Genomic DNA, 17,146 nt, shown 5'->3' with positions numbered 1-17,146 from the left:
ATGAGCCGCCGCCGCATCGACGTCGCCGAGCGCCGCGCCCGGCTGGTCGTCCGGCACCGGCACGCGGCCGCCGCGCGCACCGACGACGTCGTCGCGATCACCGACGGGCTCGTCGCCCTGCATTCGAGCGACCCGGTCAGCGTCTACCTGTCCGCGACCGCGCGGATGGTCCACCCGGACCTCGCGGCGCTGGACACCGCCCTCTACGACGACAGGAGCCTGCTGCGCCACCACGCCATGCGCCGCACGCTGTGGGTCCTGGGCCACGACGCCGCCCGCGCCGCCCACCACGCCGCCACCACGACGATCGCGGCGGTGCAGCTGCGCCAGCTGCTCGCGATGCTGGAGGCGGGCGGCGTGGCGAACGCCGGAGCCTGGTACGCCGACGCGGCCGCGCGGATCGAGCAGCTGCTCCCGGCGACCGGACCGCTGACCGCCCGCGAGGTGGGCGCGGAGTTCCCCGAGCTGGCGGTGAAGGTGCCGGTGGGCACCGGCACCTTCGCGACCACCCAGGCCGCGCACACCCGCGTGCTGCTGATGATGGGCTTCCAGGGCCGGGTGCTGCGGGCCCGGCCCACCGGTACGTGGATCAACGGCCAGTACCGCTACGCGGCGACGAGCGCCTGGTTCCCCGATGGCTTCGACGCCGCGGGCACCGGGGTGCGCGAGCACGCAGCCGACCTGGCCCGCCGCTGGCTGCGGGCGTTCGGCCCCGGCCTGGCGACCGACCTGAAGTGGTGGGCGCGCTGGACAGTCGCGATCACCGAGCGGGCGCTGGCCGACGTCGGCGCGGTCGAGGTGGAGCTCGACGGGGGCACCGGCTACGTGCTGCCCGACGACGTGGATCCGGTCGGGTCGGCGGAGCCGGCGGCGGTCCTGCTGCCCGGCCTCGACCCGTCGACGATGGGTTGGAAGAGCCGCGCCTTCCACCTCGACCCCGACCACGTCCCGGTGCTGTTCGACCGCAACGGCAACGGCGGCCCCGCCGTCTGGGTGGACGGGCGGATCGTCGGCGGGTGGACGCAGCGCAAGGACGGCACCATCGCCCTGCGGATGCTCGACGACGTGGGTTCGGAAGCGACAGCCGCGATCGAGGCCCGGGCGCACGCCCTGGAGGCCCTGCTCGGCGGGGTCCGCTTCACCACCCGATTCCCGGCCCCCTTCCAAGCCGCCCTCCCCACCCCCTAACCCCGTCGAGAACGAGCTTGTCGTCGTTTTGGACCGGTCCAAACGACAACAGCTTCGTTCTCGACGGGCCCGGAGGGCGGGGGTGGGGCGGTCAGGGGGCGCCGCGGAGGCGGCGGAGGGCGGCGTGGACCTTGTCGCGGTCGTCGGTGGGCCAGAACGGGGGGAGGCTCGCCCGCAGGAACCCGCCGTAGCGGGCGGTGGCCAGGCGCGGGTCGAGGATCGCGACGACGCCGCGGTCGTCCATCCCGCGCAGCAGCCGCCCGGCGCCCTGGGCCAGCAGCAGCGCGGCGTGCGTGGCCGAGACGGACAGGAAGCCGTTGCCGCCGCGGGCGTCGGTGGCCCGCTGCCGGGCCGCGACCAGCGGGTCGTCCGGGCGGGGGAACGGGATCCGGTCGATGATCACGCAGGACAGCGACGGCCCGGGCACGTCGACGCCCTGCCACAGCGACAGGGTGCCGAACAGCGAGGTCGCCTCGTCCTCGGCGAACTTCTTGACCAGCTGCATCGTCGAGTCCTCGCCCTGGCACAGCAGCGGGGTCTCCAGCCGCCCGCGCAGCGCCTCGGTGGCCTGCTTGGCCGCCCGCATCGAGGAGAACAGCCCCAGGGTGCGCCCGCCCGCCGCCTCCACCAGCCCGGCGATCTCGTCCAGGTACGACGGCGGCAGGCCGTCGCGCCCGGGCGGGGGCAGCCGCTTGGCCACGTAGAGGATGCCGCTGCGGGCGTGCGCGAACGGCGAGCCGACGTCCAGGCCCGACCACTTGGGCGCGGACGGGTCGGGCACCGGGTCGTCGCCCGCCGCGGCCACCGCCGACGACGGCGGCAGCCCCCACTGCCGGGCCAGCGCGTCGAAGTTGCCGCCCAGCGCCAGTGTCGCCGAGGTCAGCACGATGGTCGAACGCCCGAACAGCCGCTCGCGCAGCAGCCCGCCCACCCACAGCGGCGCCGCCCGCAGGACCTTGTGCCGGGAGCCGTCCGGGCCCTGCTCGGCCAGCCAGACGACGTCGCGGCGCTTGGCCGGGTCGGGCTCGTCGAAGGCGCCCAGCAGCCGCACGGCCGTGTCGGCGACCTCCTCCAGCGCGGCCTGGGCCTGCTTGCGCCCGCCCGCGGCCTCCACGTCCTCGCGCCGCTCGCCACCCAGCGACGTCTTGCAGGAGGCAGCGGCGTCGCGCACGGCCGAGAGCGCACCCACCGCCGCCTGCGGCAGCGACTCCCAGCGCCCGGGCTGCAGGTCGTCGAGCACCATGCCCAGGCCCTCACCCGCCTCGATCAAGCGGTCGGCCACCGCCTGGTCGACGACCTTGCCGACCCGGCGACCGGCCGTGACCACGATGCCCGCCGTCAGTTCCGCGGTGGCCACCCCGGTGACCCGGTCGACCAGCTCGTGGGCCTCGTCGACCACCACGACGTCGTGCTCGGGCAGCACCGGGCGCCCGTCCATGGCGTCGATGGCCAGCAGTGCGTGGTTGGTGACGACGATGTCGGACTTGCCGGCCTCGCCGCGGGCCTTCTCGGCGAAGCACTCCTCGCCGACCGGGCACCGCGCCGCGCCCAGGCACTCCCGCGCGGTGACGCTCACCTGCCGCCAGGTGGAGTCCGACACGCCGGGGACGAGCTCGTCGCGGTCGCCGGTCTCGGTGGTGTCGGCCCACTCGTGCAGGCGCTTGATCGCCCGGCCCATCGCCGAGATCGCGAACGGGTCGAACAGCTCGTCGGAGGGGTCGACGTCGTCGGGGCCGTGCAGCTTGTTCAGGCAGAGGTAGTTGCGCCTGCCCTTGAGGATGGCGAACGTCGGGGCGCGCCCGAGCAGCGGCTTGAGCGCCTTGGCCAGGCGGGGCAGGTCGCGGTCGACCAGCTGGCGCTGCAGGGCGATGGTCGCGGTGGAGATCACGACCGTCTTGCCCTTGGCCACCGCGTGGTGGATGGCGGGCACCAAGTAGGCGAGCGACTTGCCGGTCCCGGTGCCGGCCTGCACGGCGACGTGCTCGCCGGTGGCGATGGCGGAGCGGACGGCCTGGGCCATCGCGTCCTGGCCCTCGCGCCGCTTCCCGCCGACCGCCGTGACCGCCGCTTCCAGGAGCTCGGCGACGCCGGGGAGCTGGGTCGTCGTGGGCACCGGGCGAGGTTACCCGTCGGCCAGATGGGCCCGGGCCGGAACGCCGCCATCGCCGCGCGCGGCGTCGCGGTGTCACCCGGATGGACAACGGGTGACGGGCGTGTGACCTGCGCTTTCCGTTCCAGGAGTAGCAGGTTCGGGGGTGTGATCCGCACCGGGGGCCCTTGTCGACACCCGTTCGGGGGTCGCCATCATGACGCGGTGACATCGACGCAGCTCCGTTCCGCTCCGGCCGCCGCGTACCCCGTGCAGATCGAGCACGAGGCCCGCTACAGCGACCTCGACCCCAGCCGCCGCATCGGCCGCGACGCGCTCGTGCGCTGGTTCGAGGACGCCCGGGTGGCCGTCGAGCGCGACGCCTTCGGCGCCGACCTGGTGACCCGCATGCGCAGCGAGGTCCGGCTGCTGCTGGCCTCGGTGCGGGTGGACGTGCTGGCGCCGCTGCGGGTGACCGGGCGCTACCGGATCGCCGTGGGCGTGACCCGGATCGGCACCTCGTCGTTCAGCTACGCCTACGGCGTGTTCGCCGGCGACGAGTGCGTGGCCACCGGGGAGTCGACGTCCGTGCACGTCGTGCGCGGCGCGTCCGCCCCGCTGCCCGACGAGGTGCGCGCCGCGCTGGCGGCGCTGCGGATGACCGGGCCGGAGCCGGTGCGCCCCGAGCGCGCCCCGGCCCTGCTGGTCCGCGAGAACTACCCGTTCCGCCTCGACGTCCGCACCCGCTTCGGCGACCTCGACACCAACCGCCACGTCAACAACGTGGCGCTCGCCGGCTGGTACCTCGACGGGCTCGCCGAGCTGCACCTGGACGTGCTGGGCTACCCGACCGGCGGCCCGCTCGACGGCCTGTCGCCCAGCTCGCTGCGCGTCGACTACCTCGCCCAGGTGCACTACCCGGGGATCCACCAGCTGCGGGTCGGCGTGCTGGAGCTGGACGAGACGTCGGTGCGCTACGCGTGCGGGCTGTTCGACGGCCCCCGCTGCATCGGACTGGCCGAGGCGCTCGGCGCCCACCACGCCCCCGGCGAGGACGGCGACCCTGTCGAGCTGGCGCGCGGCTTCGAGCCGTTCCGGATGCGGGGGCTCTGACCCGGTCCGGGGCCGGACGCACCGATCGGGTGCGGTGCGGGGACAACGACTCGGGGTGCCCGCGCGTCTACCATCCGCACACCCCGGCCGCTCCCCGCGTCGCCGGTGGTCCCGTTCGGATCGTCCCGAGGAGTGCCGCATGCCCGCTGCCGCCGTGCCCGCCGACCGTCCCGCGTGGCGGACCTCCAGCCACAGCGCGGGCGGCGCCTGCGTGGAGGTGGCCCCGGGGCCGCGCGGGGTGCTCGTGCGCGACAGCAAGGACGGCGGCCTCGGACCGATCCTGCAGCTCGACCACGCGGCGTGGCGGGAGCTGCTGGCCGCCGCGGCGTCCCGGCGCACCGGCGCGGTGGGCGGGCTGCGGATCACCCAGGGCGTGCGCCGCACCCTGCACGCCGGGGCCCAGGTCGTCACGTTCTGGCACGTCAGCATGGCCGGGCTGACCCTGCACTACACCGACGCCGAGTGGGCGTCGTTCGCCCTCGGGGTCCGCGAGGGAGAGTTCGAGTTCGCCCCGGCCCTCTAGGGCTCACGACCCGACGGTGACCCCCGCGCCGCGCAGCTCGGCCAGTGCGCGCTCGGTGGTCTCCGGCGCCACCCCCGCGCACAGGTCGAGCAGGACGTTCGTGGTGAAGCCGGCCGCGGCGGCGTCGAGCGCGGTGGCCCGGACGCAGTGGTCGGTGGCGATGCCGACGACGTCGACGGTGTCGACGCCGCGCTCGCGCAGCCAGTCGACCAGCGCCGTCCCGCCCGGCTCGGCGCCCTCGAAGCCGGAGTAGGCCGCGTCGTACTCGCCCTTGCTGAACACCGCTTCGATGCGGGCCACGTCCAGCTCCGGGTGGAACGACGCCCCCGGCGTCCCGACCCGGCAGTGCGGCGGCCAGGAGTCGACGAAGTCGGGGGTGTCGGAGAAGTGGGCGCCCGGGTCGATGTGGTGGTCGCGGGTGGCGACCACGTGGTCCCACGCGCCGCCCGCGGCGCGCAGCCGCTCGGAGACGGCCGCGGCGACGGCGGCGCCCCCGGCGACCGCCAGCGAACCGCCCTCGCAGAAGTCGTTCTGCACGTCGACGACGATCAGCGCGCGACGTCGTGCCGATGGTTCGCTCGCGAGCTCGCTCATGACATCCCTTCGAACACCGTGGGCAGGGCGGGTTCGCCGCGGGAGAGCTTGAGCCCCTCCCACGGCACGGACACCAGCGCGGCGCGCAGCCGCTCCCGCGACTGCTCCAGGGTCTCCACGCCGGGCACGGTCTTGCCGTCGCGGACCAGCGGCACCGGCATCACGCGGTCGTGCGGTCCCACCTCGATCGGGGCGCCGGCGGGGTGCACGACCTCCTCGATCGCGGTGCCCGTCGGCTTGAAGCGGCGCACCGCGGACTTGCGCCCGCCGCGGGACTCCTTCGACGCGCTGCGCTTGGCCACCGGCCGCCCGTCCACCTCGACCAGCTTGTAGACCATCCCCGCGGTCGGCGCCCCGGAGCCGGTGACGACGGACGTGCCGACGCCGTAGGAGTCGACGGGCTCGGCGCGCAGCGAGGCGATGGCGTACTCGTCGAGGTCGCCCGACAGCACGATCCGGGTCGCGGTGGCGCCCAGGCCGTCGAGCTGCTCGCGGGCCTGGCGGGCCAGCACCCCGAGGTCGCCGGAGTCGATCCGCACGGCGCCCAGCCCGGGCCCGGCGGCCTGCACGGCCAGCTCGATGCCGCGCCGGATGTCGTAGGTGTCGACGAGCAGCGTGGTCTGCGGGCCCAGTGCCGAGACCTGGCTGCGGAAGGCGCTCAGCTCGTCGTCGTGCAGCAGGGTGAAGGCGTGCGCCGCGGTGCCCGCGGTGGGGATGCCGTGGCGGCGCTCGGCCTCCAGGTTCGACGTGGCCGAGAACCCGGCCAGGTACGCCGCCCGCGCCGAGGCCACGGCGGCCGCCTCGTGGGTGCGCCGCGAGCCCATCTCGATCAGCGGGCGGCCATCGGCCGCGGTCACCATCCGGGCCGCGGCGGAGGCGATCGCGCTGTCGTGGTTGAGGATCGACAGGGACAGGGTCTCCAGCACGACCGCATCGACGAACGTGCCGGTGACGGTGAGGATCGGCGAGCCGGGGAAGTACAGCTCCCCCTCGGGGTAGCCGTCGACGTCGCCGGAGAAGCGGTAGTCGCCCAGCCACTCCAGCGTGCTCGGGTCGACGACGTCGGCCAGCGCGGCCAGCTCCTCGGAGCCGAACCGGAACCGCTCGATCGACTCCAGCAGCCGCGCGGTGCCCGCGACGACGCCGTAGCGGCGCCCGTCGGGCAGGCGGCGGGCGAACACCTCGAAGACGCAGTGCCGGGTCGCGGTACCGTCCGCGAGGGCCGCGGCGAGCATCGTCAGCTCGTAGCGGTCGGTGAACAGGGCGGTGCTGACCCCTGCCGAGGACGGACTTCCGGTCATGACGCCGAAGCCTAGGTCGTGTCCCTGATCCGGGAGACACGACCTGAGGTGGCATGCACCGTGCAGGGACGACGCACCGGGTGTCACCATGGAGGGCATGACCGTGCCGCAGTCGACACCCACCACCGTGGTGGAGCCGGACGTGGATGAGGCCGGCTCCGCCGACGTGCCGTGGCAGGCGATCGTTTGGAACGATCCCGTCAACCTCATGTCCTACGTCACCTACGTGCTGCAGAAGGTGTTCGGCTATCCGGAGCCCAAGGCCACGCAGCTGATGCTCGACGTGCACCACAAGGGGCGGGCCGCGGTGTCCGCAGGCGACAAGGACAAGATCGAGGGCGATGTGGCGAAACTGCACGCCGCGGGTCTGTGGGCCACCATGCAGAAGGTTTGAGTGGGCGGGAAGACGTGAACGGCTGGAAGCGCGCGGGCCGCGGGTCGCGGGTCCGACTGGTGACCACCCTGGAGGCGCAGGAGGCGGCCGTCCTGCGCGGGCTGGTCGGCGAGATCCGCCGCATGCTGGCCGGGCGCAGCGAGGAGAACCCGGCCGACGAGCTCGCGGTGCTCACCGGCATGCGCACGGGCCCGTCCAGCAAGCCCGACGACCACGTCCTGGCCCGGCTGCTGCCCGACTTCAGCACCGACGACGAGGACCTCTCGGCCGGCATGCGCTCGCTGCACGAGCCCGCGCTGATCGACGCCAAGGACGAGGCCGCCCAGGTCGTCGAGCAGACGCTGCCCGAGTCCGGGGGCCGCATCGAGCTCAGCCCCGAGCAGGCCGACGCCTGGCTGGCCTCGCTGAACGACGTGCGGCTCGCCCTGGGCACCGCGCTGGACGTCAGCGAGGAGATGCCCGACGAGCTCCCGCCCGACGACCCGCGCACCGCCCACCTGGGCGTCTACCACTGGCTGACCTTCGTCCAGGACGCGCTGGTGCAGGCCCGCATGCAGGTGCGGTGAGCGGACCCTCGACGCAGCGCGGCACCGACCTGCCGAGCCTGCTGCGCGGTCTGGACCCGCACCTGCGCGACGGCGCCTACGTCTTCGCCTCGGTCCCGGCGGGCACCGTCCTGGACGTCGCGCCGGTGGCCACGATGGCCGAGGACGAGGGCACCACGGTGGTGCTCGCCGAGGCCGACGCCCAGCGGTTGGGCCTGGCCGCCGAGTACCGCTGCGCCTGGATCACCCTGCGGGTGCACTCGTCGCTGGCCGCGGTCGGCATGCTGGCCCGGGTGAGCGCGGCGCTGGCCCGGCGCGGCATCAGCGTCAACCCGGTCGCCGGGTTCCACCACGACCACCTGTTCGTGCCGCACGACCGCGCCGCCGACGCCATGGCCGCGCTCGACGCGCTGCGTCGTGCCGGTCCCGGCTCCCGGCGCACCACCGTCGGCGAGTACGAGATCGACGACGACCCGACCCGCGTCGACCGCGAGGTCGTCTGGCGGTACCTGTCGACCGAGGCCTACTGGGGCCGCTGGCGCGACCGCCGCATGGTCGAGGCCCAGCTCGACGAGGCGTTCCTGCTGCTCGGGGCCTACCACCGGGGGTCGGGGGAGATGGTCGGGTTCGCCCGCGGCACCGGCGACGGGCTGTCCTTCGGCTACCTGGCCGACGTGTTCGTGCTCGACTCCGCGCGCGGCGCCGGGCTGGGCAAGGCGCTGGTGGCCGCGGTCGTGGAGCAGGACCCGCGGATCCGCTGGGTGCTGTTCACCGCCGACGCGCACGGGCTGTACCGGCGCTACGGCTTCACCGACCCGGACGCGACGGCGATGGTGCGGCCGTCGAGCGTGCCCGCACCGGGTGTGAGCCCCGGCGCAGGCGTGCGGGGAGCGGTGTCCGGCCCGTAGGCTGGATGGGTGCTGGTGATCCGAGCTGATCTCGTCGACGAGATCGTCGCCCATGCCCGTCGGGACCACCCCGACGAGGCGTGCGGGGTCATCGCCGGTCCGGAGGGCTCCGACCGCCCCGAGCGGTTCATCCCGATGGTCAACTCCGCGCGCTCGCCGACGTTCTACGAGTTCGACTCCGGCGACCTGCTGCGCCTCTACCGCGACATGGACTCCCGCGACGAGGTGCCGGTGGTCATCTACCACTCGCACACCGCCACCGAGGCCTACCCGTCGCGCACCGACATCTCCTACGCCTCCGAGCCCGAGGCGCACTACGTGCTCGTGTCGACCCGCGAGGCCGACTCGCACGAGTTCCGGTCGTTCCGCATCGTGGACGGCGTGGTCACCGAGGAAGACGTGGACGTCGTCGAGAGTTACATGTTCGCCCACACCGGTGCGGACGACGTCCCCGAGCGCGACTGACGTCCCCGCGCCCCGCCCGATCGACCTCACTGGAGCACCCGCATGGCCGTGACCGTGTCCATCCCCACCATCCTGCGCACCCACACCGGCGGTGAGAAGACCGTCGAGGCCAAGGGCGGCACCGTCGGCGAGGTCATCGACGACCTGGAGTCGCGGCACAGCGGCATCGCCGGTCGGCTGCTGACCAACGGCTCGCTGCACCGGTTCGTCAACATCTACGTCGACGACGAGGACATCCGCTTCGCCGGCGGCCTGCAGGCCCCGGTCGGGGAGAACTCGAACGTCACCATCCTGCCCGCCGTCGCGGGCGGCTGAGCCAGAAGAGGCCCCATGGCCCGGTACGACTCGCTGCTGCAGGCGGTCGGCGACACCCCGCTGGTCGGCCTGCCGTCGCTGTCGCCCGCCGAGAACGTGCGGCTGTGGGCGAAGCTGGAGGACCGCAACCCCACGGGCTCCATCAAGGACCGCCCGGCCCTCGCCATGATCGAGAAGGCGGAGGCCGACGGGCTGCTGACGCCCGGCTGCACGGTGCTGGAGCCGACGTCGGGCAACACCGGCATCTCGCTGGCCATGGCCTGCAAGCTCAAGGGCTACCGGCTGATCTGCGTGATGCCGGAGAACACCTCGGTGGAGCGGCGCCAGCTGCTGCGGATGTACGGCGCGGAGATCATCTCCTCGCCCGCGGCGGGCGGGTCGAACCAGGCCGTGGCCATGGCCAAGAAGCTGGCCGCGGAGAACGCCGACTGGGTCATGCTCTACCAGTACGGCAACCCGGCCAACGCCGACGCGCACTACCGCACCACCGGCCCGGAGATCCTGCGCGACCTGCCCGGGATCACCCACTTCGTGGCCGGGCTGGGCACCACCGGCACGCTCGTCGGCACCGGGCGCTTCCTGCGCGAGCACAAGCCCGACGTGCAGGTCGTGGCGGCCGAGCCGCGCTACGGCGAGCTGGTCTACGGCCTGCGCAACCTCGACGAGGGCTTCGTCCCGGAGCTGTACGACCCCGAGGTGCTCACCGCGCGCTACTCGGTGGGCTCGCGCGACGCGCTGCGCCGCACCCGCCAGCTCGTCGACCAGGAGGGGATCTTCGCCGGGATCTCCACCGGCGGCATCCTGCACGCCGCGCTGGCGGTGGCGGAGAAGGCGGCCGGGGCGGGGGAGAGCGCCGAGATCGTGCTCGTCGTCTGCGACGGCGGCTGGAAGTACCTCTCGACCGGGGCCTACTCCGGCGAGCTGGACGAGGCGGCCGAGGGCATCGAGGGCCACCTCTGGGCCTGACGCCCGCCCCCACGCCCCGCCCCGAACCCGTCGAGAACGAACCTGTTGTCGTTTGGACCGGTCCAATCCGACGACAAGTTCGTTCTCGACGGAGTCTGGGCTGGTGCGTACGGTGGTTTACATGGTTGCACCGCTGTCCGACCGGCCCGTGGCCCGCGTGATCCCGCCGCAGCCGGTCGCCGCCGCGGCCACCATGCTGCTGTTCACCGCGGTGCTCTACCTCAGCGAGGCGATCGACCAGTTCACCCCGCTCGACCTCGACGACGACGGCATCCGCCCCTGGTCGCTCGACGGGCTCGACGGCATCCTCTGGTCGCCGCTGCTGCACGGCGGGTGGGGGCACCTGTTCACCAACACCCTGCCGTTCCTGGTCTTCGGGTTCCTGGCCATGGCCGGGGGGATCCGGCAGTGGCTGCTGGTCACCGCGATGATCTGGATCATCGGCGGGGCCGGCGTGTGGTTGACCGGCGGCAGCTCGATCAACAGCCACATCGGTGCCTCCGGGGTGATCTTCGGGTGGCTGGCGTTCCTGCTCGCGCGGGGGTTCTTCGCCCGCAGCGGCAGGCAGATCGCGCTGGCCGCGGTGCTGCTGTTCCTCTGGGGCGGGCTGCTGTGGGGCGTGCTGCCGGGCCAGGCCGACATCTCCTGGCAGGCGCACCTGTTCGGCGCGCTGGCCGGCATCCTGGCCGCCCGCGTGGTCGCCCGACCGGCCCGGCGCGCGCCGCGGTCGCTGCCCGGCGCGTCCTGAGTGGGTGAGCGTGGTCCCGACGGGGTCGGGACGGCGGTGGCGCTGCGCCGCTACCCGGTCAAGTCGATGCTGGGCGAGGACCTGGACGAGGCGGAGCTCGGCGCCGCCGGGCTCGACGGCGACCGCGCCCTCGCGCTGATCGACCGGGAGACCGGCCGGGTCGCCACGGCGAAGCACCCCCGGCTGTGGCGGGCGCTGCTGCGGTTCTCGGCCGCCCGCAACGGCACCGGCGTGCGGATCACGCTGCCCGACGGGCGCGCCCTCGCCGTCGACGGCCCCGACACCGACGCCACCCTGTCCGCCGTGCTGGGCCGGGAGGTGCGGCTGGTCTCCGCCCGCCCGGACGGCGCCGAGGTGGAGCGGCCCGACCCGGCCGACGTGCTCGAGCACGGCGTCGAGGCCGAGGTGGCGTTCGCGACGCTGGAGATCGCCCAGGGCACCCCGGGCGGCAACTTCGTCGACTACGCGCCCGTGCACCTCATCACCACCGCCACCCTCGACCACATCGGCGCCGAGGCGCTGCGGTACCGGCCGAACCTGGTGGTCGACGCGCCGGGCGGGCGGCCGTTCGCGGAGAACGACTGGGTGGGGCGCGAGATCACCGTCGGCGACGTCCGGCTGCGCGGCACCCTGCCCACCCCGCGCTGCTCGGTCCCGACCCTGGAGCACGGCGACCTGCCCCGGTCGCCGCACGCCGTGCGCGTCCCGATGGCCCAGAACCGGGTCGACGTGCCCGGGTTCGGGGTGCTGCCGTGCGCGGGGCTCTACGCCGAGGTGCTGGCGGGCGGCACGGTCCGGGTCGGCGACGCGGTGACCCTGCGCTGAGCCGCGGTTCCCCCCGGCGTCACCGGCGGACGGCGCGCTTAGAGTGGCGGGCGTGAGCCTGGACTCCCCGATCGGCATGTTCGACTCCGGGGTCGGCGGCCTCACGGTGGCCCGTGCGGTCATCGACCAGCTCCCCGCGGAGCGGGTCGTCTACGTCGGCGACACGGCGCACAGCCCGTACGGGCCGCTGCCCATCGCCGAGATCCGCCGCCACACCCTGGCCATCGGCGACGAGCTGATGGAGCGCGGGGTCAAGGCGCTGGTCGTGGCCTGCAACAGCGCATCGGCGTCGTGCCTGCCCGACATCCGCGAGCGCTACCCGGTGCCGGTGGTCGAGGTCGTGCGCCCTGCGGTGCGCCGGGCCGTGGCGGCCACCCGCAACGGGCGGATCGGTGTGATCGGCACGGTGGCCACCATCACCTCCGGCGCCTACCAGGACTCCTTCGCCGCCGCCCGCGACGCCGAGATCACCGCGGTCGCCTGCCCCCGGTTCGTCGACTTCGTCGAGCGGGGGATGACCAGCGGGCGCCAGGTGCTCGGGCTCGCGCAGAGCTACCTGGAGCCGCTGCAGCGCGCCGGCGTCGACACCGTGGTCCTGGGCTGCACGCACTACCCGCTGCTCACCGGCGTCCTGCAGATCGTGCTCGGGCCCGAGGTCACGCTGGTCTCCAGCGCCGACGAGACCGCGAAGGACCTGGTCCGCGTGCTGATGGCCGCGGACCTCCTGCGCGACCCGGAGGGCCCGGCGCCGGGGCCGCACGAGTTCCTGGCCACCGGCGACCCCGAGCCGTTCGCCCGGCTCGGCCGGCGCTTCCTCGGCCCGGAGATCCGCCGCGTGTCCCCGCTGGGTGCCGCGGTCCGCGCCGGCTGAGGGGGTTTCGGTAGCGTCGTGGGGTGTTCGACGCGCTGGTGATCGTGACGCTGGTGGCTTCCGGCGCGCTCGCCGTCTTCGGGCTGGTCGAGACCGCCCGCGGCCGCCCGCCGGGCAAGCCGCTGGCCTACGCCGTGTACGTGGCGGTCGGGCTGCTCGTCGTGCAGGCCGCGATCGCCGCGGTGCGGGTCTTCGGCGGTGTCCAGGTGCCGGAGCCCACCACCTTCCTGATCTACCTGCTGGTCTCGGTGTGCGTGCTGCCGATCGCGCTGCAGTGGGCCAACGCCGACCCCAACCGGTGGGGCGGGGCGATCGTCGCCGCCGGGGCCGTCGGCGTGGCGGTGGCGGTGCTGCGGCTGCAGGGGATGTGGGCGGTGACCGGTGCCTGAGCCCGAGGAGGGCCGCGGCGCGGCCGAGCACGCGCCCCCGAGGGCCACGGCCACCGGCCCGGGCCGGGTGCTGATCGCCGTCTACGGGATCTTCGCGCTGTCCGCGACGGCCCGCGCCGGTGTGCAGATCGCGGGGCGCTTCTCCGAGGCCCCGGTCGCCTACCTGCTCTCGGCGCTGGCCGGGCTGGTCTACATCCTGGCCACGTTCGCCCTGGCCGGGCAGGGCCCGGGCGCGCGCAGGCTGGCCTGGGCCGCGGTCGGCTTCGAGATGGTCGGCGTGCTGGTCGTCGGCACGATCACCGCGTTCGTGCCCGGGGAGTTCGGGCCGGACGACACGGTGTGGTCGGTCTACGGCCGGGGCTACGGGTTTATCCCCCTGATCCTGCCGATGATCGGCTTGTGGTGGTTGCGGAGGACGCGCGGGCGTTAGCGTGCCGGCATGGAGCTGATCGTCCTGGGTTGTTCGGGCAGCGGCCCGGGGCCGACCTCACCGGCCTCCGGCTACCTCCTGCTGGCCGGGGGCACGGCCGTCGCGCTCGACATGGGCAACGGCACCTTCGGCCCCATGCAGCGCCACCTCGACCCGTTCGACCTCGACGCCGTGGCGTTCTCGCACCTGCACCCCGACCACTGCGCCGACTTCACCGCGCTGGCCGTGCACCGGCGCTACCACCCGCGCAAGCCCTACGACCCCGCCGCGCGGGCGCTGCCCGTGCACGCCCCGGCCGAGGCGCCGGAGCGGTTCGCCATGGCCTACGCGCCCTCGGCGCAGGAGCGCGCCGAGACCGACCTGACCGACGTGTTCGCCTTCGCCCCGCTCTCCGACGGCGCGAGCGCGACCGCGGGCGACGTCCGGATCGAGGCCCGCGCCGTCGACCACCTCTGCGAGGCCTACGCGCTGCGCCTGGAGCACGCCGGGCGCAGCCTCGTCTACAGCGGTGACACCGGCCCGTGCGACGCGCTCGTCGAGCTGGCCCGCGACGCCGACGTGCTGCTGGCCGAGGCGACCTGGCCGCACACCGGCCCCTGGGACGAGCCCCCGCCCGGGGTGCACCTGTCGGGCCGGCAGGCCGGCGAGCACGCGACGAAGGCCGGCGTCGGCCGGCTGCTGATCACGCACGTGGCGTCGTGGTTCGACCGGGAGGCGATCCTGGCCGAGGCGCGGGCCGCGTTCGACGGCCCGGTCGAGCTGGTCGAGGCGGACCGCGCCTACCCCGTCTGAGGGCTCGTCGCGCCGTCTCTCAACGCGCCGACCGGTCGTCGTGCGGAGGGCTCGCGATGGTCTCGTCGGACACGGCGTCGGCGTACTCCGGGAGGTCCTCGTCGGCGACGGCGACGACGTCGGGTCCGTCGGCGTGCCGGAGCTCGTCGAGGACGGCCCGCTCCTCGGGGTCCAGCGGTCCGGGCGGGATGCCCGGCTCGTAGTCGTTGCCGGTGGCCATGGCGGTGTCGGGGAGCTCGTCCCCGGGTTGCACGGTCATGACCGCCGAGTACCCAGCCGTCGTCGCCGCGGATCATCCGATCGGAACCCGCTGGAGGGCGTGCCTAGACTCGCCCGGTGAGCACCGACCAGGCACCCAGGGCAGACGGCAGGAAAGACGGCAGGAAAGACGACGAGCTGCGCCCGGTGCGGATCACCCGAGGCTTCCAGAAGCACCCGGCGGGCTCCGTGCTCGTCGAGTTCGGCGACACCAAGGTCCTCTGCGCGGCCAGCGCCGCCGAGGGCGTGCCGCGCTGGCGCAAGGGCACCGGGCTGGGCTGGCTGACCGCCGAGTACGCGATGCTGCCCTCGGCCACCAACACCCGCAACGACCGCGAGTCGGTCAAGGGCCGCGTCGGCGGGCGCACCCACGAGATCAGCCGGCTGATCGGCCGCTCGCTGCGCGCCTGCATCGACCTGGCCGCGCTCGGCGAGAACACCATCGCCCTGGACTGCGACGTCCTGCAGGCCGACGGCGGCACCCGCACCGCCGCCATCACCGGCGCCTACGTCGCGCTCGCCGACGCCGTCACCTACCTCGGCGCGCACGGCAGGCTGGCCGACCCCAAGCCGCTGTCGTGCCAGGTCGCCGCGGTCAGCGTCGGCGTGGTCGACGGCCGGGTCCGGCTCGACCTGCCCTACGAGGAGGACTCGCGCGCCGAGGTCGACACCAACGTCGTCGCCACCGAGAGCGGCACCCTCATCGAGGTGCAGGGCACCGGCGAGGGCGCCACCTTCACCCGCCGCACCCTCGACGCCATGCTCGACTCCGCGCTCGGCGGCATCCGGCGGCTGGCCGAGCTGCAGGTCGCCGCCCTCGCCGAGCCCTACCCCGGGGAGCTGCCGTGAAGCTGCTGCTGGCCTCGCGCAACGCGGGCAAGATCGCCGAGCTGGACCGCATCGTCGCCGCGGCCGAGCTGGCCAACCTGCAGGTCCTGGGCCTGCGCGACGTCCCGGAGTACCCGGAGGCCCCCGAGACCGGGGCGACGTTCGCGGAGAACGCACTGGCCAAGGCGCGCGACGCGGTCGCCGCCACCGGCCTGGCCGCCGTCGCCGACGACTCCGGGCTGGCGATCGACGCGCTCAACGGCATGCCCGGCGTGCTCTCGGCGCGCTGGTCGGGCGGGCACGGCGACGACGAGGCCAACCTGCGCCTCGTGCTGGGCCAGCTCGGCGACGTCCCCGACGAGCGGCGCGGCGCGGCGTTCGTCTGCGCGGCGGCGCTCGTCGTCCCCGGCCGGCCCGACGTGGTGGTGCACGGGGAGTGGCGCGGGCGGATCATCCGCGAGCCGCGCGGCACCAACGGCTTCGGGTACGACCCGATCTTCGTCCCGGACGGCGAGGAGCGGACCTCCGCGGAGCTGTCGGCCCAGGAGAAGGACGCCGACTCCCACCGCGGCCGCGCCCTGCGCGCCCTCCTGCCCCACCTCCGCGCCCTCTGACCCAGCGCTGCCTGGCCCCCACCCTCTGACCTGTGCCCGTTCCCAGCGCGCCACGAACTTTGGGGGACGGGAGGGAGCGGGGGAGCGGGGGGAGGGGGAGGGTCAGGTGGGGAAGCCGAGGAGCTTGGTGATGCGGGTGGTCTCGGGGGACGGGCCGAGGGGGGTGTCGTCGAGGGAGCGCACCTCGACCGGCCCGCGCGCCGACGACGTCAGCCAGACGCCCTGGGCGTCGGCCAGCTCGGCGGGGCGCACGAGCTGCTCCCGGGCGGTCCAGCCGAGCTCGCCGGCCCGGGACAGCAGGTGCGCCGCCGTGGTGCCGGCGAGGATGCCGGTCTCGGCGGGCGGCACCGTGCAGAGCACGCCGTCCCGCAGCCAGACCAGCGACGAGGTGGGGGCCTCCAGGGCGTAGCCGTCGGCGGAGACCCACAGCACGTCGTCGGCGCCGTGGGCGGTGGCCCAGCGCTGGCAGGCCATGTTGACCGCGTAGGACAGCGTCTTGGCCCCGGCCAGCAGGGCGGGTTCGGCGGTGCGCACGGCCACCGGGATCCCGAGCGGGAGCGTGCGCACCGCGACGCCCGAGCGCCGCTTGGCCCGCTGGTGGTCGGTGATCGGGTTCAGCGTCGCGTAGACGGTCGGGGGGCCGCCCGACTCCGGGCCGCGGGTGCACACGATGCGCAGCGCGCCCTCGTCGGCGGCTGGCCAGGCGCGGCAGGCGGTGTCGGCCAGGGCGACCAGCGCTTCGCGCGCCGGCAGGGCAAGGTCGAGGGCGGCGGCCGAGCGGGCCATCCGGTCGAGGTGCGCGTCGAGCAGCCACGGCCGCCCGCCGCGCACGTTGGCGGTCTCGAAGACGCCGTCGCCGCGCACGGCGCCCAGGTCGTCGGCGCGCAGGATCGGGGTGTCGGCGGGGACGACGGTGGGGACGAGGTCGGGCCCGAGGACGGCAAGCAGGGTCACAGGAGTCGGAGCCTAGGCCACGTCCCGGCCACGTCC

22 protein-coding genes are annotated in these 17,146 nt (G+C 74.6%); 17 read left to right on the top strand and 5 right to left on the bottom strand.

Annotation, left to right across the window (positions count from 1 at the left end):
* Entirely contained in the window at positions 1 to 1,188 is a 1,188-nt protein-coding gene (locus tag KDL28_RS02745; RefSeq protein WP_252435571.1) for a winged helix DNA-binding domain-containing protein, read from the top strand.
* A gap of 91 nt (positions 1,189 to 1,279) precedes the next feature.
* On the opposite strand, the gene KDL28_RS02740 is transcribed toward KDL28_RS02745, so the two are convergent.
* Positions 1,280 to 3,301 carry an ATP-dependent DNA helicase gene (locus tag KDL28_RS02740; RefSeq protein WP_252435570.1) on the bottom strand — a complete coding sequence of 674 codons (2,022 nt, stop codon included), beginning with the start codon at positions 3,299 to 3,301 and terminating at the stop codon, positions 1,280 to 1,282.
* Between the two features lie 201 nt (positions 3,302 to 3,502).
* Between KDL28_RS02740 and KDL28_RS41270 the strand changes: the two genes are divergently transcribed.
* Both KDL28_RS41270 and KDL28_RS02730 read left to right on the top strand, forming a co-directional pair.
* On the top strand, positions 3,503 to 4,390 hold the full coding sequence (locus KDL28_RS41270) for a thioesterase family protein (protein ID WP_252435569.1): 888 nt from the start codon (positions 3,503 to 3,505) through the stop codon (positions 4,388 to 4,390).
* Between the two features lie 139 nt (positions 4,391 to 4,529).
* Positions 4,530 to 4,913 (top strand): DUF397 domain-containing protein, encoded by a 384-nt coding sequence (locus KDL28_RS02730; protein WP_252435568.1) that lies wholly within the window; start codon positions 4,530 to 4,532, stop codon positions 4,911 to 4,913.
* Positions 4,914 to 4,916: 3 nt separating this feature from the next.
* Here KDL28_RS02730 and KDL28_RS02725 read toward each other — a convergent pair whose 3' ends face one another.
* Both KDL28_RS02725 and KDL28_RS02720 read right to left on the bottom strand, forming a co-directional pair.
* On the bottom strand, positions 4,917 to 5,507 hold the full coding sequence (locus KDL28_RS02725) for an isochorismatase family protein (protein ID WP_252435567.1): 591 nt from the start codon (positions 5,505 to 5,507) through the stop codon (positions 4,917 to 4,919).
* Positions 5,504 to 6,808 (bottom strand): nicotinate phosphoribosyltransferase, encoded by a 1,305-nt coding sequence (locus KDL28_RS02720; protein WP_252435566.1) that lies wholly within the window; start codon positions 6,806 to 6,808, stop codon positions 5,504 to 5,506. Before KDL28_RS02720 ends, KDL28_RS02725 begins: the two co-directional genes overlap by 4 nt.
* Positions 6,809 to 6,905: 97 nt before the next feature.
* Between KDL28_RS02720 and clpS the strand changes: the two genes are divergently transcribed.
* From clpS to KDL28_RS02655, 12 genes are all read left to right on the top strand, one after another.
* The gene (gene clpS / locus KDL28_RS02715) at positions 6,906 to 7,202 is read left to right on the top strand and encodes an ATP-dependent Clp protease adapter ClpS (protein WP_252435565.1); all 297 of its coding nucleotides are present in this window, start codon (positions 6,906 to 6,908) and stop codon (positions 7,200 to 7,202) included.
* A 14-nt stretch (positions 7,203 to 7,216) separates the two neighbouring features.
* A complete protein-coding gene (locus tag KDL28_RS02710; RefSeq protein ID WP_372496866.1) occupies positions 7,217 to 7,768 on the top strand; it encodes a DUF2017 domain-containing protein in 552 nt (183 codons plus the stop codon).
* A complete protein-coding gene (locus KDL28_RS41265) occupies positions 7,765 to 8,655 on the top strand; it encodes a GNAT family N-acetyltransferase (RefSeq protein WP_308215915.1) in 891 nt (296 codons plus the stop codon). Before KDL28_RS02710 ends, KDL28_RS41265 begins: the two co-directional genes overlap by 4 nt.
* A gap of 9 nt (positions 8,656 to 8,664) precedes the next feature.
* Positions 8,665 to 9,120: a M67 family metallopeptidase gene (locus tag KDL28_RS02695; protein WP_252435563.1), complete on the top strand. Its 456-nt coding sequence runs from the start codon at positions 8,665 to 8,667 to the stop codon at positions 9,118 to 9,120.
* A 42-nt stretch (positions 9,121 to 9,162) separates the two neighbouring features.
* Positions 9,163 to 9,435 (top strand): MoaD/ThiS family protein, encoded by a 273-nt coding sequence (locus tag KDL28_RS02690; RefSeq protein ID WP_252435562.1) that lies wholly within the window; start codon positions 9,163 to 9,165, stop codon positions 9,433 to 9,435.
* Positions 9,436 to 9,450: 15 nt separating this feature from the next.
* Positions 9,451 to 10,401 carry a PLP-dependent cysteine synthase family protein gene (locus tag KDL28_RS02685; RefSeq protein WP_252435561.1) on the top strand — a complete coding sequence of 317 codons (951 nt, stop codon included), beginning with the start codon at positions 9,451 to 9,453 and terminating at the stop codon, positions 10,399 to 10,401.
* Positions 10,402 to 10,522: 121 nt separating this feature from the next.
* Entirely contained in the window at positions 10,523 to 11,149 is a 627-nt protein-coding gene (locus KDL28_RS02680) for a rhomboid family intramembrane serine protease (protein WP_252435560.1), read from the top strand.
* Entirely contained in the window at positions 11,150 to 11,974 is an 825-nt protein-coding gene (locus KDL28_RS02675; RefSeq protein WP_252435559.1) for an MOSC domain-containing protein, read from the top strand.
* A gap of 76 nt (positions 11,975 to 12,050) precedes the next feature.
* Complete coding sequence (murI, locus tag KDL28_RS02670) at positions 12,051 to 12,845, top strand: glutamate racemase (protein ID WP_252435865.1); 795 nt, start codon at positions 12,051 to 12,053, stop codon at positions 12,843 to 12,845.
* A gap of 23 nt (positions 12,846 to 12,868) precedes the next feature.
* Positions 12,869 to 13,234 (top strand): hypothetical protein, encoded by a 366-nt coding sequence (locus KDL28_RS02665; protein WP_252435558.1) that lies wholly within the window; start codon positions 12,869 to 12,871, stop codon positions 13,232 to 13,234.
* Positions 13,227 to 13,664, top strand: a complete 438-nt coding sequence (locus KDL28_RS02660) for a hypothetical protein (RefSeq protein WP_252435557.1) — start codon at positions 13,227 to 13,229, stop codon at positions 13,662 to 13,664. Before KDL28_RS02665 ends, KDL28_RS02660 begins: the two co-directional genes overlap by 8 nt.
* A 9-nt stretch (positions 13,665 to 13,673) precedes the next feature.
* Complete coding sequence (locus KDL28_RS02655; protein WP_252435556.1) at positions 13,674 to 14,456, top strand: MBL fold metallo-hydrolase; 783 nt, start codon at positions 13,674 to 13,676, stop codon at positions 14,454 to 14,456.
* Between the two features lie 19 nt (positions 14,457 to 14,475).
* On the opposite strand, the gene KDL28_RS02650 is transcribed toward KDL28_RS02655, so the two are convergent.
* A complete protein-coding gene (locus KDL28_RS02650) occupies positions 14,476 to 14,715 on the bottom strand; it encodes a hypothetical protein (protein WP_252435555.1) in 240 nt (79 codons plus the stop codon).
* A 77-nt stretch (positions 14,716 to 14,792) separates the two neighbouring features.
* On the opposite strand from KDL28_RS02650, the gene rph reads away from it, so the two are divergent.
* Positions 14,793 to 15,563, top strand: coding sequence for a ribonuclease PH (rph, locus tag KDL28_RS02645; RefSeq protein WP_252435554.1), 771 nt, complete (start codon positions 14,793 to 14,795; stop codon positions 15,561 to 15,563).
* Positions 15,560 to 16,156: an RdgB/HAM1 family non-canonical purine NTP pyrophosphatase gene (rdgB, locus tag KDL28_RS02640; protein WP_252435553.1), complete on the top strand. Its 597-nt coding sequence runs from the start codon at positions 15,560 to 15,562 to the stop codon at positions 16,154 to 16,156. The genes rph and rdgB overlap by 4 nt, the downstream gene beginning before the upstream one ends.
* Positions 16,157 to 16,258: 102 nt before the next feature.
* Here rdgB and KDL28_RS02635 read toward each other — a convergent pair whose 3' ends face one another.
* Positions 16,259 to 17,110, bottom strand: coding sequence for an aminotransferase class IV (locus KDL28_RS02635; protein ID WP_252435552.1), 852 nt, complete (start codon positions 17,108 to 17,110; stop codon positions 16,259 to 16,261).
* Positions 17,111 to 17,146 lie beyond the last annotated feature (36 nt).

It is taken from the genome of Pseudonocardia humida (assembly GCF_023898865.1).
GTDB lineage: Bacteria > Actinomycetota > Actinomycetes > Mycobacteriales > Pseudonocardiaceae > Pseudonocardia > Pseudonocardia humida.
This window is presented reverse-complemented; position numbering and strand designations above follow the sequence as displayed.